The sequence below is a fragment of the Streptomyces sp. DH12 genome, from assembly GCF_020873895.1.
GTDB lineage: Bacteria > Actinomycetota > Actinomycetes > Streptomycetales > Streptomycetaceae > Streptomyces.
The window spans coordinates 131,756-154,166 of the sequence record NZ_JAHWGT010000020.1; the positions used below are offsets into that span (position 1 = coordinate 131,756).

The 22,411-nt window shown below is 72.3% G+C and carries 22 protein-coding genes and 1 pseudogene; 16 read left to right on the forward strand and 7 right to left on the reverse strand.

Annotation, left to right across the window (positions count from 1 at the left end):
- Nucleotides 1-3: 3 nt before the first annotated feature.
- The 5 genes from LPA54_RS20080 to LPA54_RS20100 are packed head-to-tail and all read left to right on the forward strand — an operon-like array spanning nucleotide 4 to nucleotide 2,721.
- Nucleotides 4-774 (forward strand): PIG-L family deacetylase, encoded by a 771-nt coding sequence (locus tag LPA54_RS20080; protein ID WP_228979729.1) that lies wholly within the window; start codon nucleotides 4-6, stop codon nucleotides 772-774.
- A gap of 10 nt (nucleotides 775-784) precedes the next feature.
- Entirely contained in the window at nucleotides 785-1,642 is an 858-nt protein-coding gene (locus LPA54_RS20085; protein WP_228979732.1) for an N-acetylmuramoyl-L-alanine amidase, read from the forward strand.
- Between the two features lie 25 nt (nucleotides 1,643-1,667).
- Nucleotides 1,668-1,916: a holin gene (locus LPA54_RS20090; protein ID WP_228979735.1), complete on the forward strand. Its 249-nt coding sequence runs from the start codon at nucleotides 1,668-1,670 to the stop codon at nucleotides 1,914-1,916.
- Entirely contained in the window at nucleotides 1,916-2,350 is a 435-nt protein-coding gene (locus tag LPA54_RS20095; protein WP_228979737.1) for a hypothetical protein, read from the forward strand. Before LPA54_RS20090 ends, LPA54_RS20095 begins: the two co-directional genes overlap by 1 nt.
- Entirely contained in the window at nucleotides 2,347-2,721 is a 375-nt protein-coding gene (locus LPA54_RS20100) for a hypothetical protein (protein ID WP_228979739.1), read from the forward strand. The genes LPA54_RS20095 and LPA54_RS20100 overlap by 4 nt, the downstream gene beginning before the upstream one ends.
- A gap of 55 nt (nucleotides 2,722-2,776) precedes the next feature.
- On the opposite strand, the gene LPA54_RS20105 is transcribed toward LPA54_RS20100, so the two are convergent.
- Genes LPA54_RS20105 through LPA54_RS20115 form a run of 3 tightly spaced genes read right to left on the reverse strand, consistent with a single transcriptional unit; the run spans nucleotide 2,777 to nucleotide 4,415 of the window.
- On the reverse strand, nucleotides 2,777-3,631 hold the full coding sequence (locus LPA54_RS20105) for a helix-turn-helix transcriptional regulator (protein ID WP_228979741.1): 855 nt from the start codon (nucleotides 3,629-3,631) through the stop codon (nucleotides 2,777-2,779).
- 24 nt (nucleotides 3,632-3,655) lie between these two features.
- The gene (locus LPA54_RS20110; protein WP_228979743.1) at nucleotides 3,656-4,183 is read right to left on the reverse strand and encodes a DUF6879 family protein; all 528 of its coding nucleotides are present in this window, start codon (nucleotides 4,181-4,183) and stop codon (nucleotides 3,656-3,658) included.
- Nucleotides 4,155-4,415 carry a hypothetical protein gene (locus LPA54_RS20115; RefSeq protein WP_228979745.1) on the reverse strand — a complete coding sequence of 87 codons (261 nt, stop codon included), beginning with the start codon at nucleotides 4,413-4,415 and terminating at the stop codon, nucleotides 4,155-4,157. The genes LPA54_RS20110 and LPA54_RS20115 overlap by 29 nt, the downstream gene beginning before the upstream one ends.
- A gap of 306 nt (nucleotides 4,416-4,721) precedes the next feature.
- Here LPA54_RS20115 and LPA54_RS20120 point away from each other — a divergent pair, with 306 nt between their 5' ends.
- The 3 genes from LPA54_RS20120 (at nucleotide 4,722) to LPA54_RS20125 (ending at nucleotide 6,349) form a co-directional block, all read left to right on the forward strand.
- Nucleotides 4,722-4,955 (forward strand): hypothetical protein, encoded by a 234-nt coding sequence (locus LPA54_RS20120; protein WP_228979747.1) that lies wholly within the window; start codon nucleotides 4,722-4,724, stop codon nucleotides 4,953-4,955.
- 139 nt (nucleotides 4,956-5,094) lie between these two features.
- A complete protein-coding gene (locus LPA54_RS42365; RefSeq protein ID WP_267487361.1) occupies nucleotides 5,095-5,226 on the forward strand; it encodes a hypothetical protein in 132 nt (43 codons plus the stop codon).
- Between the two features lies 1 nt (nucleotide 5,227).
- Nucleotides 5,228-6,349 carry a methyltransferase gene (locus LPA54_RS20125; protein WP_228979749.1) on the forward strand — a complete coding sequence of 374 codons (1,122 nt, stop codon included), beginning with the start codon at nucleotides 5,228-5,230 and terminating at the stop codon, nucleotides 6,347-6,349.
- A gap of 217 nt (nucleotides 6,350-6,566) precedes the next feature.
- On the opposite strand, the pseudogene LPA54_RS20130 reads toward LPA54_RS20125, so the two are convergent.
- Both LPA54_RS20130 and ssd read right to left on the reverse strand, forming a co-directional pair.
- Nucleotides 6,567-7,139, reverse strand: a pseudogene (locus LPA54_RS20130) (ATPase, T2SS/T4P/T4SS family); the annotation flags it as partial.
- Nucleotides 7,136-8,239: a septum site-determining protein Ssd gene (gene ssd / locus LPA54_RS20135; protein WP_228979752.1), complete on the reverse strand. Its 1,104-nt coding sequence runs from the start codon at nucleotides 8,237-8,239 to the stop codon at nucleotides 7,136-7,138. The pseudogene LPA54_RS20130 and the gene ssd, both read right to left, overlap by 4 nt.
- A 577-nt stretch (nucleotides 8,240-8,816) precedes the next feature.
- Here ssd and LPA54_RS20140 point away from each other — a divergent pair.
- Nucleotides 8,817-9,722 carry an HAD family phosphatase gene (locus LPA54_RS20140; protein WP_228979755.1) on the forward strand — a complete coding sequence of 302 codons (906 nt, stop codon included), beginning with the start codon at nucleotides 8,817-8,819 and terminating at the stop codon, nucleotides 9,720-9,722.
- Between the two features lie 477 nt (nucleotides 9,723-10,199).
- On the opposite strand, the gene LPA54_RS20145 is transcribed toward LPA54_RS20140, so the two are convergent.
- Nucleotides 10,200-11,018 (reverse strand): oxidoreductase, encoded by an 819-nt coding sequence (locus LPA54_RS20145; protein WP_228979758.1) that lies wholly within the window; start codon nucleotides 11,016-11,018, stop codon nucleotides 10,200-10,202.
- Between the two features lie 103 nt (nucleotides 11,019-11,121).
- Here LPA54_RS20145 and LPA54_RS20150 point away from each other — a divergent pair, with 103 nt between their 5' ends.
- Nucleotides 11,122-12,120, forward strand: coding sequence for an ATP-binding protein (locus LPA54_RS20150; protein WP_228979760.1), 999 nt, complete (start codon nucleotides 11,122-11,124; stop codon nucleotides 12,118-12,120).
- Between the two features lie 57 nt (nucleotides 12,121-12,177).
- Here LPA54_RS20150 and LPA54_RS20155 read toward each other — a convergent pair whose 3' ends face one another.
- A complete protein-coding gene (locus LPA54_RS20155) occupies nucleotides 12,178-13,494 on the reverse strand; it encodes a hypothetical protein (RefSeq protein ID WP_228979762.1) in 1,317 nt (438 codons plus the stop codon).
- 319 nt (nucleotides 13,495-13,813) lie between these two features.
- Between LPA54_RS20155 and LPA54_RS20160 the strand changes: the two genes are divergently transcribed.
- From LPA54_RS20160 to LPA54_RS20185, 6 genes are all read left to right on the forward strand, one after another.
- Nucleotides 13,814-16,354 carry a bifunctional SulP family inorganic anion transporter/carbonic anhydrase gene (locus LPA54_RS20160; RefSeq protein WP_228979763.1) on the forward strand — a complete coding sequence of 847 codons (2,541 nt, stop codon included), beginning with the start codon at nucleotides 13,814-13,816 and terminating at the stop codon, nucleotides 16,352-16,354.
- 433 nt (nucleotides 16,355-16,787) lie between these two features.
- Entirely contained in the window at nucleotides 16,788-18,800 is a 2,013-nt protein-coding gene (acs, locus tag LPA54_RS20165; protein WP_228979767.1) for an acetate--CoA ligase, read from the forward strand.
- A 330-nt stretch (nucleotides 18,801-19,130) separates the two neighbouring features.
- A complete protein-coding gene (nhaA, locus tag LPA54_RS20170) occupies nucleotides 19,131-20,486 on the forward strand; it encodes a Na+/H+ antiporter NhaA (RefSeq protein ID WP_228979786.1) in 1,356 nt (451 codons plus the stop codon).
- 38 nt (nucleotides 20,487-20,524) lie between these two features.
- Nucleotides 20,525-21,019 (forward strand): phage holin family protein, encoded by a 495-nt coding sequence (locus LPA54_RS20175; RefSeq protein ID WP_228979769.1) that lies wholly within the window; start codon nucleotides 20,525-20,527, stop codon nucleotides 21,017-21,019.
- The gene (locus LPA54_RS20180; RefSeq protein ID WP_228979771.1) at nucleotides 21,016-21,975 is read left to right on the forward strand and encodes an alpha/beta fold hydrolase; all 960 of its coding nucleotides are present in this window, start codon (nucleotides 21,016-21,018) and stop codon (nucleotides 21,973-21,975) included. Before LPA54_RS20175 ends, LPA54_RS20180 begins: the two co-directional genes overlap by 4 nt.
- 159 nt (nucleotides 21,976-22,134) lie before the next feature.
- A complete protein-coding gene (locus LPA54_RS20185; RefSeq protein ID WP_228979773.1) occupies nucleotides 22,135-22,314 on the forward strand; it encodes a hypothetical protein in 180 nt (59 codons plus the stop codon).
- The last annotated feature ends 97 nt before the right edge of the window (nucleotides 22,315-22,411 follow it).

Consider the following 22,411-nt stretch of genomic DNA (forward strand, 5'->3'; position numbering starts at 1 on the left):
CTGTTGAGCACCCCCGTACCGGCGACCTCCCCGATACCGGCGGCCCCGACCGGCCGCCCGGTCGTCTTCCTCATCCCCCACGCCGACGACGAACTCCTGTGGATGTGGCTGATCATCGCCCACCACGTTCTCGCCGGCCGCCACGTCGTGGCCGTGCTGGCCAGCGACGGCGCCAGCAGCACCGTCCACGCGGCCCTGAACGGAACCCGCGCCAACGGCTGGTGGCCGGCGTCCTGGCACTACCCGGCCCCCGGCCACGAGCGGTACGCACCGCTCACCACGGAGGACTTCGTCGCCGGCCGGGACGCGGAGTTCGTCGACAGCTGCGTCGCCCTCGGCGTCCACCCCGACGACATCCACCTCACCGCCGAGTGGCGCCAGACCGAGATCAGCGAGGAGCGGGCCCGGGAGCTGATCCTCTGGTACCACGCGCTGTACCCGGACGCCGGCTTCTATACGACCTGGTGGGGCGACAGCGACCCGAACCACGCCGCGCTCGGGCGGGCGCTGCGCGGCCTGGTCCTAGACGGCACCCTCACTGATGCCCGGTGGGCGGTGCGCCGGGCGCAGGGCCCGACCGCGCCCGGCGCCGTCGAGTACGTCGTCGCGGCCGACATCCGGGCCCAGGCGCTGCGGATGGCGCGCTGCGCGGCGCAGGCATACCGCGCCTGGGCGCCGGAACGCGGCCGGTACGCGATCGGCTACCACTCCGTCCCCGGCGAGTTCGCTGCGGTGGAGTCCGGGGGGCCCGTGTGGATCGTCAAGAACCCCTGATGGAGGCGTGATGGCTTGGTACCCGGGCGCGACCCGGATGGAGTTGCAGCCGGAGTCGGACGCGCAGCCGGCGATCCGGCCGACGCAGTTCATCCTGCACAGCATCGCCGCGCCGTGGACGGCGCGGCGGATGTACGAGTACTGGCGCGACGATTCGAGCCTGGACAGCCATTTCGGCCTCGGGTACGAGGGCGATCTGGCCCAGTACATCGGCACTGAGACCCGCGCCGACGCGAACTACCAGGCAAACCGGCGGCCGGACGGCACCGGGGCGGTGTCGATCGAGACGGCGTCGAACCTCAAGCACACCGACTCGTGGAGGGACGCCCAGCTCGAGCAGCTCGCCCGCCTGGGCGTGTGGCTGCACCAGCGGCACGCGATCCCGCTGCGGATCTGCCGGAGCGCGTCCGACCCCGGGTTCGGCTACCACTCCCTGCACGCGGCGTGGTCGGTGGGCGGGACCGCCTGCCCGGGTGCGGCCCGCATTCAGCAGTTCCGTACGGAGCTGTTCCCCGAGATCGTGCGCCGCGCCGGCGCCACCACGTCCACCGAGGAGGACGACATGACCCCTGAGCAGGCCCGCATGCTCGCCGAGCTGCACCGGGACCGGCGCGTCGCGCCGTGGCAGTACGCCGGGCAGCTGGAGCGCGGTGACGCGTGGCAGGTGCTGCGGGACGCCGCGACCGGGGCCGCCGCAGCGGTCGCCGGGGTGCAGGAGCTGAAGGCCCGCATCGCCGAGGTTTCCACGCCGGAGCTGACGGACGCCCACGTCGCGGCGCTGGCCGACAAGGTGGCCAGCTCGCCGTCCCTCGCCAATCGAATCGCCGAGCTGGTCGCGGAGAAGCTCGCCGCGCGTCTCGCCGAGTGACCCTCTCACCTGATCGGAGAACCACATGACCACCTCAGCTTTCTGGAAGGCCACCGCGGAGCGGATGGTGCGCACCTTCGCGCAGGCCGTGCTCGGCGCCGTCGGCGCGGACCAGCTCGGCATCCTCGATGTGGACTGGGGCCAGGCGGCGGGCGTCGGCGGGCTGGCCGCGGTCCTCGCGCTGCTGACCGCCGTGGCGACCGCCGGTGTCGGCCCGTCCGGGCCCGGCGTCACGGAGACCCCCACCGGCCGTACACCGCTGTCTGGGGTCTGATGCGGTGCCGGGCGGCCCGGTGGCTCGGCAAGCGGCTGGGCCGCCGCGGCAGGCCGCTCGCCCTCCTCGGCGCCGGCAAGGTCTTCTTCGGGCTCGGGTACGTCACCCACCCCGAGCCGGATCCCAGCGGTCTCGGCCTGCTCACCCAGTGGGCGGACATCCGCTGCTGGGCAGTGCTGTGGATCGTCTGCGGCTCGATCACGTTCGTCTCGGCGTGGGTGCGGATCGGGCAGGACAGATGGGGATTCATCGCCGGGCTCGTCCCGCCGTTCGTGTGGGGATCCGCGTTCCTGTGGGGCGCCTTCGTCGGCGACTACCCGCGCGGCCTGGCCCTCTTCGGCTGGTTCGCCACGAGCCACGTCGGGATGATCCTGTGGGCGAGCACGGTGCCGGAGCACTCGGTGCCCCACCCTCGCAAGGAGCGTGGCACATGAGCGGTGCGTGGGGGGTGGTGGCAGCCATCGCCGGGTCGGTGCTCGGCGCCGTGGCCCTGGTGGCGAGCGGGCTGTTCGCGGCGCGGGCGACGCGTACCGCGGCGCGGACGACGGCAGAGGCGCAGCGGTATCAGGCCCAGGTGGCGGCGGAGCCAGCGCAGCGGCAGGCAGACCTCGCCGCGTTCAAGGAGATCCGGGAAGGACTGGAGCGGCGGGTGGAGCGGTCGGAGCGGCGGGTGGACAGCCTCACCTTGCTCGTCCGCTCGTTCGCCGGGTACGTGTCGGAGCTGACGGGGCAGATGCGGACGCACGGGCTGGAGCCGCCGGCGCCACCTGACCGCGTGGACGAGTACAACCGAACTGGAGTGTGACGAGCGCGCCCCCTGTCTGGCCTACGGGCCGGGCAGGGGGCGCCTTCCTCGTTCTTCAGCCCAGCGCGTCGATGGCCTTGACGATGAGCGCTCGTGCCTCGGCGCCGTACACCGCCATACTCCGTAGCTGCTCGAACACCTGGAGGTATAGAGCGATCTCGCCGGGTTGGGTGATCTTCACCTGCGCCGATACCAGCTCGACGGACACCAGCGCGTCGTCATACACGTGGAACGTCTCGCGCGGCCACTGCCTGCGGGCTCGGGTGGCCATCGGGATGATCCCGAGCGAGACCGCCGGAAGCGCGCCGGCAGCCAGGAGAAATCCCAGCTGAGCCGCCATCGCGTCGCCGTCGGCGACCTGGTGGTAGAGCACCGTTTCCTCGATGAGGAGCACGAACCGATGCCCCGGTTCGTGGATGATGCGTGAGCGCTCGACCCTGGCGCGGGCAGCATCGGCACTGTCGTCCTCGGGCACTTCCCGCAGATCAGCCACCGTGCGCAGCAGCGCGGCCGCATAGCCCTCCGTCTGGAGCAACCCGGGCACCAGGGTGGACGAGTACACACGGAACAACTCGGTCTGACGGAAGAAGCCAACCAGGCTGTCCTGTAGTTGCTTGAGCCCGTTGCGGACCTGATGCCGCCACTCGGTGTACATCGACTCGGCGTTGAGGGACTGAACGATGAGTCCTTCGGCCTGGCTGGGGACCTGGCACGCTTCGCACCAGCGCCGAATGTCTCCGGCTGATGGGGCCGTCCGCGCGTTCTCGATGCGCGACGTCTTGGCGTGATGCCAGTGGCACCGTTCGGCCAGCTCAGTGACCGTCAGCCCCGCTTCCCTACGGAGGTCGCGTAGCCGCCGGGCAACGACTTCACGGGCCGCCTGGGCGGAGGACGACGGGGAGATGGGCATGAGCTGGCCTACCTGGTGTACCTGTCAGCGGATCTCGTACTGGCCGTGCGGCACCCCGCGAGCCCACACAGCCTCGAACGCAGCGGCGCACAGCTTCGCCGCGGCGGGATCCTCGGACACCTCCTGGCCGGCGGATGCTCCGTCTCCGGTGAAATGATTCCAGCGGACGACGCGGTCGTCGAAGAGCCAGAAGTCGTTGCCTGGTAGCGCGATATCCGACGCGAGACGGCGAGGGAGCCACCGGACCTGCTCGCCGGCCAGCAAGTTGACGACAGTCCCAGCGTGTTCGTACCGGATGTACTCCGTCACCGGCTCGGAGATGATCCGCGCGCGGCGGACGCTTACGCCGCGGGCGGCAGCGTCTCGAACGAGCTGCACCCACGAGGCCCAGTAGGCGGAGTCGGTGCTGGTGTCACGGCGTCCGGTCTGCTGCCAGGCGCGGAAGTCGTCGACCTCGTTGCTCACGCTGTAGTGGTCACGCATCTCCAGGTGGACCGCGGACCACCGCGCGGCCCGAAGTTGGTCAGCGAAGCTGAGCTCGCTCGGCTGCATCACACGCCTCCCTCAAGATCGGCACCATGTGGGCGGGGACGCGGACCACCGTCTCGTGATCCGGGATGTGCTTGTCGTGGCCCGGCGCCGTGTTCTCGATGCACAGGGCGCGGGTCTCCTCGTCTGCCGTGTAGCTCTGGAGCACGATGTCGGCGGTCTCGGTGTCCACCCAGGCGGTGGGCGACTCGCTCTGACCGGTCGTGGGGTCGATCCCGATGAACTCTAGTGGCATGCCAAGCTCCATCCTCGGGCTGTGCAGATGTGTGCACCACCGTCGACCCATACGGTGCGGCGGTCAAGAGGGTAACGAGGGCGCCACCCGGGCGAGCCATAGCTTGCGCACAGATCTGCACATCGCTGGAGTGCGTGCACAAGCCCTTCCTACGGTCTGTGTACCTACCGCCTGACCGAACCGGGAGCCTCCCGTGATGACGATCAAGGTGTACCGCGTTGCATCGGACGGCACCCGCCGCACGCTCCGCAATGAGCAGGCGGTGCCACCCGCCGACAGCGTCCCGGCAACCGCCGGCTTCCCGCCGTGCACCTGCCCCCGCTGCTGCAGCTCCGCGCCGGCCGAGGCCGCTCGGTGACCGCGCCCGCGGCGGAGCGGGACACCGGCCGGTCGGCGTACTGCTGCGAGGGCGGGCACGAGTTCTGCCACCCGCAGGACGTGTACGTGCAGCGCCCTGGAGGGAAGCGGTACGGGCCGGTGCTCACCATCACGTGCACCTGCCACTGCCACAAGGGCCGGACCAGCCGCGCGCGTCGATGACGACCTCGCCACCCACCAGAACCAGCGCTGGCGTACCCGCTGAACTCCGCCCGCTGCCCACGACCATGGCGGGGACGGCAGCAGGCGGGCACCACCACCCCGCCACCCATCCGGCACCACCTATCCAGGAGGCATGCAGATGAGCGACACCACGAACGCCGACGGCGGCAAGCACGGCGGCGAGCCGTCCGACAAGCCGTGGAATCCGCCGGCCCCGCCGTCCCCCGACGGCTCCGGCCCGCAGAAGTACACCGAGACCGACGGGAGCTGATGTGAGCGCCGCCCACCTGGGCGGGCACGCCGCGCTCGTAGAGAACCTCTACGAGCGCGGCCTGCTCGACGAGACATGGCGCACCGTCTGGGACGCCGTCCCCCGCGCACCGTTCATCCCCCGCCTGGCCTGGCGGCAGACCCCGACCGCGTGCACGCCGCTCACCGCCGAAGCCGACCGGCTCGCCCTGATCCACGCCGATGAGCCGGTCGTGATCCAGCTCGACGACGGCGAGCCGAACGGCCCGGGCATCGCCACCTCGTCCAACTCGCAGCCGAGCATGGTCGCCCGCATGCTGCGACTGCTGTCCGTCCAGGACGGGAACCGCGTGCTGGAGATCGGCACCGCGTCCGGGTACGTCGCCGCGCTGCTCTCCCACCGCCTGGGCGACTCCGCGGTGTACAGCGTCGAGGTTGACCCCGGCCTCGCTCACCACGCGGCCGCCGTCCTCCGTTCGCGGGGCTATCAGCCCAACCTGGCATGCTCGGACGGCGAATGGGGCTGGCCGGACCAGGCCCCGTTCGACCGCATCCTCGCCACGTGCGCGCTGCGAACCATCCCGCACGCCCTGGTGCAGCAGCTCCACCCGTCCGGAATCCTGGTCGCCCCCATGGCCCGCGACTTCTGGAGCGGCGCCGTCGTCCAGCTTGTCGCGGACGGCACCGGCACGGCGGCGGGCCGGTTCCAGGGCGGCGCCTCGTACATGCCGATGCGCTCCCACCGGGCGCCCGCCCCGAGGCCAGTGGACACGACGACGTGCCGGACCACCACGGCGGCCGTCGACCCGCGTGAACTGCTGACGCTCGGGTTCGCCCTGTATGCCGGCACCCGGCTCCCGCGTGTACGCATGGTCCACGCCAACCGAGACGGTGACGCCGCCCAGGTATGGCTGCAGGACGAGGCCGGCTGCGCGGCGACTGCTGTCACCGGCGAAGACGCCTACGAGTACGGCGTGCGGAGCCTGTGGCAGGAGGTCCAGCGCGTGCACGAGGAGTACGTCGCCCTCGGCTCGCCCGAGGCCCGCGACTTCGGGCTGACGGTGACGGCCCGCGGCCAGCGGGTATGGCTGCGCCGCCCCGAGCGAATCATCGAGCCCGCGCCGACGCGCGAGCCCGCGAGATGATCGCCGCCCGTCCCGGCCTGCCCCGGTGACGGGTTTGGCCGACTTGCAGCGCCCGCCTTGGAATCCAAGGCGGGCGTTCCCGTGCGCCACAGCAGGACTCCGAGTCGGGTAACGGTGCAGGTCAGGGCCATACAGGGGGATGGCGCGAGCGCCATCCTGGGCTACTGCGGGTGATCGACGGGCAGAGGCGTCCTTACACGGACTCTGGGTTGCCGGTGCCCGTCCCGCCGCTCACGAGGTAGGACACGCGGTTCTCCACCAGCGCCCGCAGCAGGTGGTCACCGCCCGGCGGGACCGTCCCGGCGCGGGTGAGCTCGGCGAGGGAGAAGGCGCGCGGCCGTACGGCGCGCAGTGACAGACAGGTGGAGCCGACGGCGACCGGCGGCAGCACGGCGTGCATGCGGGTGCCGTCCGGCAACCGGGCGTCGACCCAGGGCCGGGCGTCGTCGAGCCGTCGTCCGGCGACGGCCGCGAGACGCTGGGCGAGCCGGCGCACGGCGGCCGCGTCGGAGAAGGAGACCTCGGAGAGTTCCAGTCCGTCGCCTCGGTCCACCCACACCCGGTCCGGGGCGGATACGAGCACGTCGGTCACGGCGGGGTCGGCGAGCAGGGGTTCGAGCGGTCCCGTGCCCACCAGTTCGCAGCGCAGTTCCTCGGCGGCTCCCAGCACCTGGGCGTCGCCGAGGAGCCTGCCCTGTGCCCGCAGCGCCGCCGCCACCCCGGCCGGTGTGGGTTCGGTGCCGCTCGTGGCCAACCGCTGCCGCACCGCGTCCAGCAGTCCCGCCGTCACGACCTGGCCTCCGTGGCGAGCGCACGCTCCCAGAAGGCGGCGCAGAACCGGCCAAGCGGGCCGGAAGCGCTGTCACCGGGTGGGGCGCCGTCGTCCAGTGAGGTGTGGAGGCGCGGTTCGACGGGCAGCTCACCGGCGAGCGGCAGGCCGAGGACGCGGGCGATCCACGCCTCGTCGACCCCGGCGGCGTACGGGCCCCGCACGACCAGCCTCAGGTCGTCCAGGACCATGCCGGCCATGGACGCCACCCGCTTGGCCGCGGCGACGGCCCGCAGCTCACCGGGGACGACGAGCAGGCCCATGTCGAGCTGCGCGAGCGCCTCGACCGTGGCGTCGTCGACCCGGCGGGGCAGATCGACCACCACGACACCGCCGCGTCGGCGCGCCGCCGCGAGGACGGAGCGCATGGCTTCGGGAGGGACCGCGACGGTGTCCCCGCGGTCCCAGCTGAGGAGTCTCAGACCGTGCAGCGACGGCAGCGACTCCTCCAGCGCGGCTCCGGCGACCCGTCCTTGAGAGGCGGCGAAATCAGGCCATCGCAGTCCGCCCTCGCGCTCGCCGCCGAGGAGGACGTCGAGCCCACCGCCGAGTGGGTCGCCGTCGACGAGCATCGTCCGGTGCCCGCCCCGGGCCGCCGCGACGGCCAGCGCGCACGCCAGTGTGGAGGCCCCCGCGCCGCCCCGGCCGCCGATGACTCCGACGGTCAGGGCCTGCCGTCCGACACCCTCGACGACGTCGGCGATCCGGTCGACGAGCCAGCCCTCCGCGTCCGGCAGCCGCAGGACGCAGTCGGCCCCGATCTCCACGGCCCTCCGCCACACGTCCGGGTCGTCCTGGTCCCGGCCGACGAGGAGCACTCCCCGCCGGCGAGCGGTGCCCCGGCAGCGTGCCGCCGCGTCGTCGCCGACGAGGACCAGGGGCGCGGCGTCCCACGCCGCTCTGTGTTCCGGCGGCCCGTGGTGCACCTCCGCCTGGGCGCCGGCCGCGGCGCACAGTCTCAGCAGGTCGTCGAGGAGTTCGGCGTCCTCGGTCACGATCAGCGGCTCTGCCCGGCGCCCCGCGGCGGTCGCCGCCTGATCGGGTGTCGTGGGTCCCGTCATGTTCTTCGCCCCCTGTTTCTCGCCCGCGCCGGTCCGGCGCCGTGTCCTCGCCGCGTCCCGGCGTGCCCCGCACGCGTTCGCCCGCGGTGTCGGCCGGCGCGCGTCGGCGCCGGCTCGCATGCCGCGCCCAACGTGCCGGGAGATCGCTGATTACCCGGCACGGCTTCGCGGTCGGATTCACCGTGGCGCGCTTCGGGAAATAATGTGGATCTTGCTCGAAAACTGTGGACAAGCCCCCGCTTGTGAATATCCCGGTAGCCCATACCAGCGACTTCCCCTGAGCAGCGATTCGACTACTCTGAGTGACGGACAGGGCTCGGCTCGGTGCGGCGGTGCCGCACGGCGAAGGGAGCGAAGATGGACGCAGGCGCGAGGGGACGACGCGCGAAAACCCCTCCGGACATGCGACGACCCCCGCCGGGGGGGAGAGCGGGGGTCGTCTTCTCCGGCCGACTCGGGGGGGGAGGAGCCGGACCGGGGTAGCACGGTCGCGAACGATCCGTGACTTCCATGGTGTACCCGAGAGCCTTCTCAGGCAAACCCACACGCCCGAGCGTACGCCGAATGGCGGGCACCTATGCTCGGGCTCGTGGAAAACCACTCCTTGCCCCGCACCGCAGCCTTCTTCGACCTGGACAAGACGGTCATTGCCAAGTCGTCGACGCTGACCTTCAGCAGGTCCTTCTACCAAGGCGGACTGATCAACCGCCGTGCCGCGCTGCGCACCGCGTACACGCAGTTCGTCTTCCTCGCGGGCGGCGCCGACCACGACCAGATGGAGCGCATGCGCTCCTACCTCTCCAGGCTCTGCAAGGGATGGAACGTCCAGCAGGTCAAGGAGCTGGTGGCGGAGACGCTGCACGAGCTGATCGACCCGATCATCTACGACGAGGCCGCTTCCCTCATCGAGGAGCACCATGCCGCCGGCCGGGACGTGGTGATCGTCTCGACCTCCGGCGCCGAGGTGGTGGAGCCGATCGGCGAGATGCTCGGCGCGGACCGCGTCGTCGCCACGCGGATGGTCGTCGGCGAGGACGGCTGCTTCACCGGAGAGGTGGAGTACTACGCGTACGGGCCCACCAAGGCCGAGGCCGTCCGGGACCTGGCCGCCTCGGAGGGGTACGACCTGTCCCGGTGCTACGCGTACAGCGACTCGGCGACGGATTTGCCGATGCTGGAGGCCGTGGGGCACCCCCACGCGGTCAACCCGGACCGGGCGCTGCGCCGGGAGGCCGTGGCGCGGGAATGGCCGGTTCTCGTCTTCAACCGTCCGGTGCGCCTGAAGCAGCGGCTGCCGACCTTCCGGATGCCGCCGCGCCCCGCTCTCGTGGCGGCCGCGGCGATCGGCGCGGCCGCGGCGACGGCCGGGCTCGTCTGGTACGCGAGCCGGCGCCGTCAGGTGGCGATCCCGCGGCCGGCCTCGGCGGCGTCGGCGAGAGCGGCGGCCATCACGGCCACACCGACCGGGCTTGCCCGTATTTGAGGGCAAAAGTAAAGAATGCCGGCCGGGGCTTTCGCATCTCACTCCCCGGGAGTACAAAGGAGTTACGGCCCGCGAGACCAAGGCATCCGAGAGGATCACCTGTTGAGCAAGAAGGCCCCACGGACCGAACGCACCGAAGTCGAGCACCCACGCGACGTCGACCCGTCGATTACGGGCCAGCCGCACCAGGCGCAGGGCAGAGTTCCCCGCCTGATGGGCACATTTCGAGGACGCTTGGTAACTCGGCGGAAGTGCCAGCGGCGGTACCGGATCCGGTACCGCCGCAACCCTGTACGGGGGCCCCAAACGGCCTCATGGGGACCCGGATCAAGAACTCGCCCGGGCTGCGGATCACACCTGGCGCCAGGACCGCACCCGGCCCGACACCGGGCCCGGCCGCAGCCTCGGCCAGGACCCGATGTCCGGCGGCTCGTCAGCTGACGCGGCTTCCGTACGCGACCGGGCAGAAGACGCGGATCAGGCGGCGCCGCGCTGGAGGGCCTCGCAGACCGCCGTCGACTCGCGGACGCCGAGTTCGACCGCCCGCCCGCAGTGGGAGATCCAGCGCCCCATGCCCTCCGGCGTCCCGGACAGGTAGCCCTCGAAGGCGGCGACGTACGCGGCGCGCCCCTGCTCGGCGTGGCCCACCTCGGCCGGGCAGATCGCCTTCGGGTCGAGGCCGCTGCCGACGAGCACGAGGCGCTCGGCCGCCCGGGCCACCAGGCCGCTGTGGGTGGTGAAGGGCCGCAGGGCCAACAGCTCCCCGTGCACGACCGACGCCGTGACCAGGGCGGGCGCGGCACTGCCGGCGACGACCAGGTCGGAGAGGCCCTCCAGCCGGGCGGCGACCTCGTCCGCGTCCGGCAGCGGCGCCTCGATCAGCGGCTCGTCCACCGCCTCGCCCCGCTGCCTGGGGCGCCCCACGGAGTCGGCGGACTCGCCCGCCGCCACCAGGTGCAGCCGCGCCAGCACGCGCAGGGGTGACTGCCGCCAGATGGAGAGCAGCTGCCCGACTTCGACACCGAGCCGCAGGGCCGCCCCGACCGTCCGGGCCTCGGGGTCCGCGCTGAAGTCGCTGCGCCTGCGGACCTCCTCCAGTGCCCAGTCGGCGCCCGCGAGCGCCGCCGAACCGCGCGCGCCGCGCAGCGCCGCCTCGGAGGAGATCTCGTTGCTGCGGCGCCGCATCACACGGTGCCCGTAGACCCGGTCGACGGCCTGGCGCACGGAGTCCACCGCCTCCGGGACGCCCGGCAGGGCGGCGAGGGCGGCCAGGGGGTCGGCGGCATGCGTACTCATAAGCAGCGAGGCTAACGCGCACCCGCGCCACCGCCCCACTCGAAGTGGCGTTACTCATACGGATCACCCACGTGATGCGATCGACCCACTACCCTAGGTGAACATGAAGATCGCTTTCGTTGGCAAGGGCGGCAGTGGCAAGACGACGCTGTCCTCCCTGTTCATCCGCTACCTGGCGAACGCCGCGGCCCCCGTGGTGGCCGTGGACGCCGACATCAACCAGCACTTGGGCGCCGCGCTCGGCCTCGACGAGGACGCTGCCGCCGCCCTCCCCTCGATGGGGGCGCACCTGCCGCTGATCAAGCAGTACCTGCGCGGCGCCAACCCGCGGATCACCTCCGTCGACGCGATGATCAAAACGACTCCGCCCGGGGAGGGCTCCCGGCTGCTACGCCTCCGCGACGACGATCCCGTCCACACGACGTGCGCGCGTCCACTGCGGCTGGACGGCGGCGAGGTGCGGCTCATGGTGACGGGGGCGTTCACCGAGACCGACCTCGGGGTGGCCTGCTACCACTCGAAGGTCGGGGCGGTGGAGCTGTACCTCAACCACCTCGTCGACGGGCCGGACGAGTACGTGGTGGTCGACATGACGGCGGGGTCCGACTCGTTCGCCTCGGGCCTGTTCACCCGCTTCGACATGACGTTCCTGGTGGCCGAGCCGACCCGCCGGGGTGTCTCCGTCTACCGCCAGTACAAGGAGTACGCCCGGGACTTCGGGGTCACATTGCGGGTCGTCGGCAACAAGGTGCAGGGCAGGGACGACGTCGACTTCCTGCGCGACGAGGTCGGTGACGACCTGCTGGTGACGGTGGGGCACTCCGACTGGGTGCGCGCCATGGAGAAGGGGCGGACCGGGCCCTTCCGGGAGTTGGAGCCGGAGAACCGGGCCGCCCTGCGCGCCCTGCGGGAGGCCGCCGACGCCACGTACGCCCGCCGCGACTGGGACCGGTACACCCGCCAGATGGTGCACTTCCACCTCAGGAACGCGGAGAGCTGGGGCAACGCCAGGACCGGAGCCGACCTCGCGGCGCAGGTCGACCCGGACTTCGTCCTGTCGGAGGCGGCGTTCCGCCGTGTGGCGCTGCCCCAGTCCGTCTGAAGCCCGACCCGATGGGGACGTTCGGGGCCCGACCCGGCAGGGATCCGAGAGGCGGGCCTAGCCGTCGCGACGCGTTCCGGACGCCGACGAGGAACCGGCCGCCGCGCCGGCCACGGATCCGGCGCGGGCGGGCGCCGGTGTCGGGGACGCGCTCGCGGGGCGGGCGGTCAGGAAGCGGGCCCAGCCTCCGGCCGGGGCCTGCCCGACCTTGAGCGTCCGCAGCTTGGCGAGCACGGCCGGGTCCTGGACGTCCAGCCAGTCGGCGAGCTGACGGAACGACACACAGCGCACCTCGGGCTTCGTGCAGACGTGAGCAATCGTTTCTTCAATGGCGCGCATGTAGGTGCCGCCGTTCCAGGACTCGAAGTGGTTGCCGATGATCAGCGGCGCCCGGTTGCCCTGGTACGAGCGGTTGAAGGCCTGGATCAGCCCGTCCCGCATCTGGTTGCCCCAGTAGCGGTGCATGGAGGGGTCGCCCTTGCTGGTCCCGGACTGGTTGACCATGAAGTTGTAGTCCATGGAGAGCGTCTCGAAGTCCCGCCCGGGGACGGGCACGAGCTGCAGCGACAGGTCCCACAGCTTCCCGGTCTTCCCGGGCCACACCTGGTCGTTGACGCCGCTGGTGTCGTAGCGCCAGCCGAGTTCGCTCGCCGCCTTCCTGAAGTTCTCCCGGCCTTCGAGGCAGGGGGTGCGGGCGCCGATGAGTTCCTTGTCGTAGTCGAAGGGCAGCGGCTTCTCGCCGGCCAGTCCGGCGTTGGTGCGCCAGTTCTTCACGAAGGACTTGGCCTGCTGGATCTCGCTCTTCCAGTCCGCCACGGACCAGGTGCCGACGCCGCTCTCGGGGCCGCAGAAGTGGCCGTTGAAGTGGGTGCCGACCTCGTTGCCCTCCAGCCAGGCGGCGCGCAGCTCGCGGACGGTGTCGCGGATGCCCTCGGTGTCGTTGAAGCCGATGTCCGAGCGGCCGGGGGCGTGGCCCGGCGGGTTGTAGAGCGCCGACTTCTGCTCCGGCAGCAGGTAGACCCCGCTGAGGAAGTAGGTCATCGTCGCGCCGTGCTCCTTGCCGACGCGGCGGAAGTGGGAGAACAGCTTCTGGCTGTCCTCGCCGGCGCCGTCCCAGGAGAACACGACGAACTGCGGGGGCCGGCTGCCGGGCTGGAGCCGCTGCGGCTTGGCGAGCCCGGGCTGGGCGCCGGTGTACGCCGTGGAACCGTCGCCGATCAGCCGGACGGTGCTCTTCGGGGGGCCGCCGGCCTTCTCGGGCCCCCCGGCTCCGGAGCCGGGGGCGGGTTCTCCGGAGCCCCCGCATCCCGCCAGCCCGGCGACCAGCGCCGCCGCGACGGCACCGACGGTGATCCTCTTCCTGACAGCCGTCATCGGCCCACCCTTCTGTGCTTCCGGGTTGTGTGCGAGCGCCGTCAAGGTCGCATCACCGTCGGTAAGCGGGCGGCACGACGAGCCGCGATAGAACGACTAATCACCTCTACGGGTGATTACCTGCCCCATTTGCCCGGAAAGTAATGCCTCAATCTTTACCCTGCATTACGATCCGTTTACTGAGAGTTGGCACTCTCTCGATTCGGCCCTCGCTTGTCGGCACTCCCGACGGTCGGACCGCCACCGTCCCCGGTGCCCGGGCGAAGCCGCCGTCACCCACTGTGACCCAGCGACCGCACACTTCTGAGGAGGCGGGATCTTGAGCTCTTGCACGCCCCAGCGCACGGACGACCCCGGCCCCGCCGACGGGACCCGACGCTTCCCCCGGGAGCACAGCCCCCCACCGGGCCGGCCGCGGTTCCGGGTCGCGGGCTGCGACCTGTCCGCCTCGATCGCCGTCTTCCTGATCGCGCTGCCGCTCTCGCTCGGCATCGCCCTGGCCACGGGCGCGCCCCTGCAGGCGGGCCTGGTGGCGGCAGCCGTCGGCGGCATCGTCGTCGGGCTCTTCGGCGGCGCTCCCTTGCAGGTGAGCGGGCCCGCCGCCGGACTGACCGTGGTGACGGCCGAGCTGATCCAGCGTTACGGGTGGCGGACCACCTGCGCCATCACCGCCCTCGCGGGCCTCACCCAACTCGCCCTGTCCACCCTGCGCGTGGCGCGGTCGGCGCTCGCCGTCTCCCCCGCCATCGTGCACGGGATGCTCGCCGGCATCGGCGTGACGATCGCCCTGGCCCAACTGCACATCGTCCTCGGGGGCACACCGCAGAGTTCAGCCGTGGACAACGTCCTCGGGTTGCCGGGGCAGCTCGCCGACCCGCACCTCGCCGCCCTGTCGGTGAGCGCCCTCACGATCGTCATCCTGCTGCTGTGGCCACGACTGCCCGGGCGGGGCGGCCGGATCGCCCGCAAGGTGCCCGCCGCGCTGGCCTCGGTCGCCGCGGCCACCGTGCTGGCCCTGGTCGCCGGGCTCGGCGTGCCCCGGGTGGACCTGCCGTCGTGGAGCAGCCACGCCCTTCCGGGCCTCCCGGAGGGCCCCGTCCTCGGTGTCCTGGCAGGCGTGCTGACGATCACCCTGGTGACGAGCGTGCAGTCGCTGCTGTCGGCCGTGGCGATCGACAAGCTGGTCGCGGCCCGCAAGAACCCCACGGCCCGGGTCCCCCGCTCGGACCTCGACCGCGAACTGGCGGGACAGGGCGCGGCCAACATCGTCTCCGGCGCCCTGGGCGGTCTGCCCGTGGCGGGCGTGGCGGTACGGAGTGTGGCGAACGTGACGGCGGGCGCCGTCAGCCGCAACTCCACGGTGATGCACGGCGTGTGGGTGCTGCTCGCCGCGTTCCTGCTCGTACCGGTCCTCGACCTGATCCCCCTTCCGGCGCTGGCCGCGCTGGTCATGGTGGTCGGCATCCAGATGGTCAGCATCACCCACATCCGCAGCGTCACCCGGCACCGTGAGGTCCTGGTGTACGCGGTGACCGTGACCGGAGTGGTCCTCATCGGGATCCTCCAGGGCGTCGCCCTCGGCATCCTCGTGGCGACCGGGGTGGCCCTCCACCGGCTGGCGAGGACGCGGATCACCCGCGAGCAGCGGGACGGTACCGAGCACGTCCGGGTACGCGGGCAGCTGACCTTCCTGGCGGTGCCCCGGCTGAGCCGCACGCTGCACCAGATCCCGGGTGATGCCCGGGTCGTCATCGAGCTGGACGGGTCGTTCATGGACCACGCCGCCTACGAGACGCTCCACGACTGGCAGATGTCGCACCTCTCGCACGGCGGGGAGGTGGAGGTGACGGGCCGCTCGGGCGCACGCATCGCGGAGCCGGCGGCGGGGACGCACACGTGCTGCCGACCGTGGACCGCCTGGCGCAACCACCACTGCGGCCGGCACCCGGCGGAGCGCGGCCGGACGACGCGGCACCAGTTGGCGCGCGGACTCAGCTCGTTCCAGCGCGACACCGCGCCCCACGTACGGGACGAACTCGCGCGACTGGCCCGCGAGGGGCAGAGCCCCTCCCAGCTCTTCCTCACCTGCGCGGACTCGCGCCTGGTGACCAGCATGATCACCGCGAGCGGCCCGGGCGACCTCTTCACCGTGCGCAACGTCGGCAACCTCGTCCCGCTGCCCGGCAAGGGCAGCGGCGACGACTCGGTCGCCGCCGCGATCGAGTACGCCGTGGACGTGCTGCGGGTGCGGTCGGTCACCGTGTGCGGGCACTCGGGCTGCGGCGCCATGCAGGCCCTGCTGAGCGGTGTCCCGGACGCCACGGCCAGTACCCCGTCGGGTACCCGGGTACCACAGACGCCGCTGGGGCGGTGGCTCCGCCACGGGCAGCCGAGCCTGGAGCGGGGGCGGCGCGGGGGGCGGGCGCGGCCTCGCTTGTCGGGGCGGTCGCCGGCCGACGCGGTGGAGCAGCTGTGCCTGACGAACGTGGTGCAGCAGCTGGAGCACCTGAAGCGGCACGACGCGGTGGCCCGGCGTCTCGCCGACGGGTCGTTGCAGCTCCAGGGCATGTACTTCCACGTCGGGGAAGCACAGGCGTACCTGCTCAGGCGGGAGGGGGCGGAGGACGTCTTCCACCCCGTGTCGCCCCTGGACGGCAGGACACCCGACGGCGGAGAGCTCGATGGGAGCCAGCCCGACGGGCGGGAGCCGGAGGGGCGGGAGCCGGAGGGGCGGGAGGCCGACCGGCGGGAGCCGGACGGCAGAGGGCCCGATGGGAGGGAGCCGGTCGGGAGCGGGCCGGTCGGCGAAGCGCCCGGCGGCGTGCGGTCCACGCGCACACAGGTCAGAGCGCGACCGTAGCGCGGGGCTCCCGGGGAAGGGGGGTGGGGCGCCCGGCGAGAGGGCCGGCTCCGGCGAAGGAGCCGGCCGGCGCCCGGCGGAGTGGCCGGCGCCCGGCGCAGGGGCCGCACGCCCGGCGATGGGGCGGGCCCTCGGCGGTGGAGCGGGCACCCCGGCGGTGGAGCGGGCTCTGGTGAAGGGGCGGGCATCCGACCGGTGGCACGGCGCCGTGCGCCGGCCCGGGCGCCTGTGCCGGTGAACCGGTCGGCGTGCGGCGCCGTGGTGGTGGGTGGCCCCGTCGCCCGGTGCCCGTTCCCGGTGCGTCCGGGGACCTCCGGGGAAGGGGTCACAAGACCGCACAGTCCGTCCGTCCGCCCCCTGCCCACCCGTCGACGCAGAGGTCTAAACCAATCGCCGGGAAACCCTTGTCACCCGGGCATCCGACTGGTGAGCTATGGGCCGGGACACATCGGACGCCCTGGGAATGGGAGATGTCGTGAGCAACGAGAGCCTGGCCAACCTGTTGAAGGAGGAGCGGAGGTTCGCCCCGCCCGCCGAGCTGGCCGCGCAGGCCAACGTGACGGCGGCGGCGTACGAGCGGGCGGCGGACGACCGGCTCGGCTTCTGGGCCGAGCAGGCGCGCCGGCTCAGCTGGGCCACCGAGCCCACCGAGACGCTCGACTGGTCGAACCCGCCCTTCGCCAAGTGGTTCGCCGACGGCACGCTCAACGTCGCGTACAACTGCGTCGACCGCCATGTGGAGGCGGGCCTCGGCGACCGTGTCGCCCTGCACTTCGAGGGTGAGCCGGGGGACAGCCGGGCGATCACGTACGCGGAGCTCAAGGACGAGGTCAGCCGCGCCGCCCACGCGCTGACGGAGCTGGGCGTCCGCAAGGGCGACCGCGTCGCCGTCTACATGCCGATGATCCCCGAGGCGGCCGTCGCGATGCTGGCGTGCGCCCGGATCGGGGCGGCGCACTCCGTGGTGTTCGGCGGGTTCTCGGCGGACGCCATCGCCGCCCGCATCCAGGACGCGGACGCCAAGCTGGTCATCACCGCCGACGGCGGGTACCGGCGTGGCAAGCCGTCCGCGCTCAAGCCGGCCGTCGACGAGGCGCTGAGCCGGGTCGAGGGCGTCGAGCGCGTCCTCGTGGTGCGCCGCACCGGGCAGGACGTGGCCTGGACGGAGGGGCGTGACGTCTGGTGGGACGAGATCGTCCCGCGGCAGAGCGCGGAGCACACCCCCGAGGCGTTCGAGGCCGAGCACCCGCTGTTCATCCTCTACACCTCCGGCACGACGGGGAAGCCGAAGGGCATCCTGCACACCTCGGGCGGCTACCTCACCCAGGCGGCCTACACGCACCACGCGGTCTTCGACCTGAAGCCGGAGACGGACGTCTACTGGTGCACGGCCGACATCGGCTGGGTCACCGGGCACTCCTACATCATCTACGGCCCGCTCGCCAACGGGGCGACGCAGGTCATGTACGAGGGCACCCCGGACACCCCGCACCAGGGGCGCTTCTGGGAGATCGTGCAGAAGTACGGCGTCACGATCCTCTACACGGCGCCGACCGCGATCCGCACGTTCATGAAGTGGGGCGACGACATCCCCGCCAAGTTCGACCTGTCCAGCCTGCGCATCCTGGGCTCGGTCGGCGAGCCGATCAACCCCGAGGCGTGGATGTGGTACCGGGAGCACATCGGCGGCGGGCGCTGCCCGATCGTCGACACCTGGTGGCAGACCGAGACCGGCGCGATGATGATCTCCCCGCTCCCCGGCGTGACGGAGACGAAGCCCGGCTCCGCGCAGCGCGCGCTGCCCGGCATCGCGGCGACCGTCGTCGACGACGAGGCGAACGAGGTCCCGGACGGCGGTGGCGGCTACCTGGTCCTCACCGAGCCGTGGCCGTCCATGCTGCGCACCATCTGGGGCGACGACCAGCGGTTCGTCGACACGTACTGGTCGCGTTTCGAGGGACGGTACTTCGCGGGGGACGGCGCCAAGAAGGACGACGACGGCGACATCTGGCTGCTCGGCCGCGTCGACGACGTGATGCTGGTGTCCGGCCACAACATCTCCACCACCGAAGTGGAGTCGGCGCTCGTCTCGCACCCGAAGGTCGCCGAGGCGGCCGTCGTCGGGGCGGCCGACGAGACGACGGGGCAGGCCATCGTCGCGTTCGTCATCCTGCGGGGCTCGGCGGCCGCCGAGGCGGAGACGGGCGGCGACGCCCTCGTCGCGGAGCTGCGGAACCACGTGGGCGCCACGCTCGGCCCGATCGCCAAGCCCCAGCGCGTCCTGCCGGTGGCGGAGCTGCCCAAGACCCGCTCCGGCAAGATCATGCGCCGGCTGCTGCGTGACGTCGCGGAGAACCGCCAACTGGGTGACGTCACGACGCTCACCGACTCGTCCGTCATGGACCTGATCCAGGCGAAGCTGCCCGCCGCTCCGAGCGAGGACTGACCCGGACGGGAGCGAGGGTCCCCCGGGAGAACACCGGAGGGCAGCGAAGGCACCGAAGGACACCCGGCACACCGTCGCCGGGTGTCCTTTTTGTGCTTAAAGTGAGGATCATCGGATAAGTCCTGGCAGCCTCCCTGTAGGGTGGCCGTCGCATCAGAGATGCGACAAGAATCGAATGGGGCGCCGGGAAGTCTGGTCGGCACGTGCTTGCCATGTCCGCCTACACCCGGAGGTCCCCGCACCGTGACCGCGCCTGAGAAGCCCAACCCCAAGGGCACCACCGACACCAGCAGCCCCACCGCTGCCGCCACCCGCCGGTTCCTCGGCCGGCTGCCGCTCCCGGAGCGGACGTTCGTCGCGGACACCCTGCGCGCCGAGACCGTCGGCGGCGTCCTCCTCCTGGTGGCCGCCATCGCCGCCCTCGTCTGGGCGAACTCCCCCCTCAGCGCCGGCTACGACGCCGTCCGCGACTTCCACATAGGGCCCGGCTCGCTGGGGCTGGACCTCTCCCTCCAGCACTGGGCCGCCGACGGACTGCTGGCGATCTTCTTCTTCGTCGCCGGCATCGAGCTCAAGCGCGAACTCGTCGCCGGCGAGCTGCGCGACCCGCGGGCCGCGGCGCTCCCCGTCGTCGCCGCGCTCTGCGGCATGATCGCGCCGGCCCTCGTCTACGTCCTGGTCAACGTCCTGGGCGACGGCTCGCTCGGCGGCTGGGCCGTCCCCACCGCCACCGACATCGCCTTCGCGCTCGCCGTACTGGCCGTCATCGGCACCTCGCTGCCGTCCGCGCTGCGCGCCTTCCTCCTCACCCTCGCCGTCGTCGACGACCTCTTCGCCATCCTGATCATCGCGGTGTTCTTCACCAGTGACCTGGACTTCGCGGCGCTGGGCGGCGCCGTCGCCGGGCTCGTCCTCTTCTGGTTCCTGCTGCGCTCGGGCGTCCGCGGCTGGTACGTGTACGTGCCGCTGGCCCTGGTGATCTGGGCCCTCATGTACAACAGCGGCGTCCACGCCACCATCGCCGGCGTCGCCATGGGCCTGATGCTGCGCTGCACGCGCCGCGAGGGCGAGGACCACTCCCCCGGCGAGCACATCGAGCACCTGGTGCGTCCGCTGTCGGCCGGTTTCGCGGTGCCGATGTTCGCGCTGTTCTCCGCCGGCGTGGCGGTCACCGGCGGCGCCCTGGGCGACGTGTTCACCCGGCCCGAGACGCTGGGCGTCGTCCTCGGCCTGGTGGTGGGCAAGACGGTCGGTATCTTCGGCGGCACCTGGCTGACCGCCCGCTTCACCCGCGCCGAGCTGAACGAGGACCTCGCCTGGGCCGATGTCTTCGCCGTCGCCGCCCTCGCCGGCATCGGCTTCACCGTGTCGCTGCTCATCGGCGAGCTGGCGTTCGAGGGCGACGCCGTGCTCACCGACGAGGTGAAGGCCGCCGTCCTCATCGGCTCCCTGATCGCCGCGGTGCTCGCGACCGTCCTGCTGAAGCTCCGCGTGCGCCGCTACCGGGCCCTGGTCGAGGAGGAGGAGCGCGACGAGGACCTCGACGGCATTCCCGACGTGTACGAGGTGGACGACCCGGAGCACCACCTGCGCCTCGCGGCCATCTACGAGCGGAAGGCCGCCGAGCACCGCCGCCGGGCCGAAGAAGCGGGGGCAGCGCGCGGGAACGGCGACCGTCCGGCATGATCTGAGGTCGGACCGTACAGGAGAGAGGGAGCGACACGATGAGCGACCCCGCCGGGAGGACCGGTATCGCCGGGAACGGCGCAGAGCACAGCCTCGGCCAGCTGGTCGCCTCCGCGACCGCCGAGATGTCGGCGCTCGTGCACGACGAGATCGCCCTGGCCAAGGCGCAGCTGCGGCAGGACGTCAAGCGGGGCGCCGTCAGCGGCCTGGGTTTCTCGGCGGCCGGGCTGGTACTGATCTTCTCGCTGCCGATGCTGAGCTTCGCGCTGGCCTACGGCTTCCACGCCTGGACGGACTGGCACCTGTCCCTCTGCTTCCTGCTGTCCTTCGGCGTGAACGTGGTGGTGGCCGGCCTGCTGGCGCTCGTCGGCGCCACGTTCGCGAAGAAGGCCAAGCGCGGCAAGGGACCGCAGAAGACCGCCGCGTCCGTGAAGCGGACCGCCGCCGTGCTCCAGAACGTCAAGCCGCACCCGCGGACCGGCCTCCCGCCGGTCCAGGAGAAGGCGGCGGCTGTGGCACGCTCGTCCGCATGACGGTTCCCGAGAGCAGCGGTACCCCCGCCGGCGCCACCCCCGGCACCCCCGGCAGTCCCGTACGGATCGACGGCCCCTGGACGCACCGTCACGTCGCCGCCAACGGGGCTCGCTTCCACATCGCGGAGCTGGGCGACGGCCCGCTCGTCCTGCTCCTGCACGGTTTCCCGCAGTTCTGGTGGACGTGGCGGCACCAGCTGACCGCGCTCGCCGACGCCGGGTTCCGGGCCGTGGCCATGGACCTGCGGGGCGTCGGCGGCAGCGACCGCACGCCCCGCGGCTACGATCCGGCGAACCTCGCCCTCGACATCACGGGCGTGGTGCGGTCCCTGGGCGAGCCCGACGCGGCGCTGGTCGGCCACGACCTGGGCGGCTACCTGGCGTGGACAGCGGCGGTGATGCGCCCCAAGCTGGTACGCCGCCTGGTGGTCTCGTCGATGCCGCACCCGCGGCGGTGGCGCTCCGCGATGCTCGCCGACCCCGCCCAGACCCGCGCCGGTTCGTACGTGTGGGGCTTCCAGCGGCCGTGGCTGCCCGAGCGGCGGCTCGTCGCGGACGACGCGGCGCTCGTCGGGCAGCTGATCCGGGACTGGTCCGGCGCCCGGCTGCCGGACGACGAGGCGGTCGACGTGTACCGGCGGGCGATGACGATCCCGTCGACGGCGCACTGCTCGATCGAGCCGTACCGCTGGATGGTCCGCTCGCTGGCGCGCCCCGACGGCCTGCAGTTCAACCGGCGCATGAAGCGCCCGGTCCGGGTGCCGACGCTGCACCTGCACGGCTCCGCCGACCCGGTGATGCGCACCCGCAGCGCGGCGGGGTCGGGCGAGTACGTCGAGGCCCCGTACCGCTGGCGGCTGTTCGACGGTCTCGGCCATTTCCCGCACGAGGAGGACCCGTTGGCCTTCTCCTCGGAACTCGTCAACTGGCTGAAGGACCCCGAACCGGACCGCTGACCTCCGCAGGCCCGGGGGCCGGGGGGCCGGTCCGCCCGTCGGAAGCCACGGGAGTGCCCGGAAACAGTCGTCCTACGATCGGCCAAATGCCCGCCGCATAGGCCAATTGGCCGTCCGCCAGGCGGTTACCGACCATGGGGCCCGGGCACACGTCGGGGTATGGGCTGGACGCACGACCATGTTGACGCCGCACGCAACCGCCGCTCGGCCACCGCGCCGCCTCCCGAGAGGGCCGGCGGCCCCCGGGACGTGGAGCTGGACGACCGTCTCGGCATCCCGCACATCCTGCGCCGCCGGGCCCGCTGGGTCTCCGCGCGGCTGCGCCACCAGCGCGACTGACGGCACCGCGCCGGCCGGGCCCGGCCGCGGTACGGGCCATCCGGCGTGGGTGTGGCGGCGGAGCGGGTTGCCCAGGGGGGTGGGGAGCGTCTGCCCC

Excerpts from the sequence above, each read along its gene's own strand:
- LPA54_RS20110 (WP_228979743.1), bottom strand. The coding sequence starts at position 4,183 with ATGCAGCCGAGCGAGCTCAGCTTCGCTGACCAACTTCGGGCCGCGCGG.
- LPA54_RS20095 (WP_228979737.1), top strand. The coding sequence starts at position 1,916 with ATGCGGTGCCGGGCGGCCCGGTGGCTCGGCAAGCGGCTGGGCCGCCGC.
- LPA54_RS20100 (WP_228979739.1), top strand. The coding sequence starts at position 2,347 with ATGAGCGGTGCGTGGGGGGTGGTGGCAGCCATCGCCGGGTCGGTGCTC.
- LPA54_RS20145 (WP_228979758.1), bottom strand. The coding sequence starts at position 11,018 with ATGAGTACGCATGCCGCCGACCCCCTGGCCGCCCTCGCCGCCCTGCCG.
- LPA54_RS20105 (WP_228979741.1), bottom strand. The coding sequence starts at position 3,631 with ATGCCCATCTCCCCGTCGTCCTCCGCCCAGGCGGCCCGTGAAGTCGTT.
- LPA54_RS20140 (WP_228979755.1), top strand. The coding sequence starts at position 8,817 with ATGCTCGGGCTCGTGGAAAACCACTCCTTGCCCCGCACCGCAGCCTTC.
- LPA54_RS20155 (WP_228979762.1), bottom strand. The coding sequence starts at position 13,494 with ATGACGGCTGTCAGGAAGAGGATCACCGTCGGTGCCGTCGCGGCGGCG.
- LPA54_RS20175 (WP_228979769.1), top strand. The coding sequence starts at position 20,525 with ATGAGCGACCCCGCCGGGAGGACCGGTATCGCCGGGAACGGCGCAGAG.
- acs (WP_228979767.1), top strand. The coding sequence starts at position 16,788 with ATGGGCCGGGACACATCGGACGCCCTGGGAATGGGAGATGTCGTGAGC.
- LPA54_RS20115 (WP_228979745.1), bottom strand. The coding sequence starts at position 4,415 with ATGCCACTAGAGTTCATCGGGATCGACCCCACGACCGGTCAGAGCGAG.
- LPA54_RS20085 (WP_228979732.1), top strand. The coding sequence starts at position 785 with ATGGCTTGGTACCCGGGCGCGACCCGGATGGAGTTGCAGCCGGAGTCG.
- LPA54_RS20150 (WP_228979760.1), top strand. The coding sequence starts at position 11,122 with ATGAAGATCGCTTTCGTTGGCAAGGGCGGCAGTGGCAAGACGACGCTG.
- LPA54_RS20185 (WP_228979773.1), top strand. The coding sequence starts at position 22,135 with ATGGGCTGGACGCACGACCATGTTGACGCCGCACGCAACCGCCGCTCG.
- LPA54_RS20090 (WP_228979735.1), top strand. The coding sequence starts at position 1,668 with ATGACCACCTCAGCTTTCTGGAAGGCCACCGCGGAGCGGATGGTGCGC.
- LPA54_RS20180 (WP_228979771.1), top strand. The coding sequence starts at position 21,016 with ATGACGGTTCCCGAGAGCAGCGGTACCCCCGCCGGCGCCACCCCCGGC.
- LPA54_RS42365 (WP_267487361.1), top strand. The coding sequence starts at position 5,095 with ATGAGCGACACCACGAACGCCGACGGCGGCAAGCACGGCGGCGAGCCG.
- ssd (WP_228979752.1), bottom strand. The coding sequence starts at position 8,239 with ATGACGGGACCCACGACACCCGATCAGGCGGCGACCGCCGCGGGGCGC.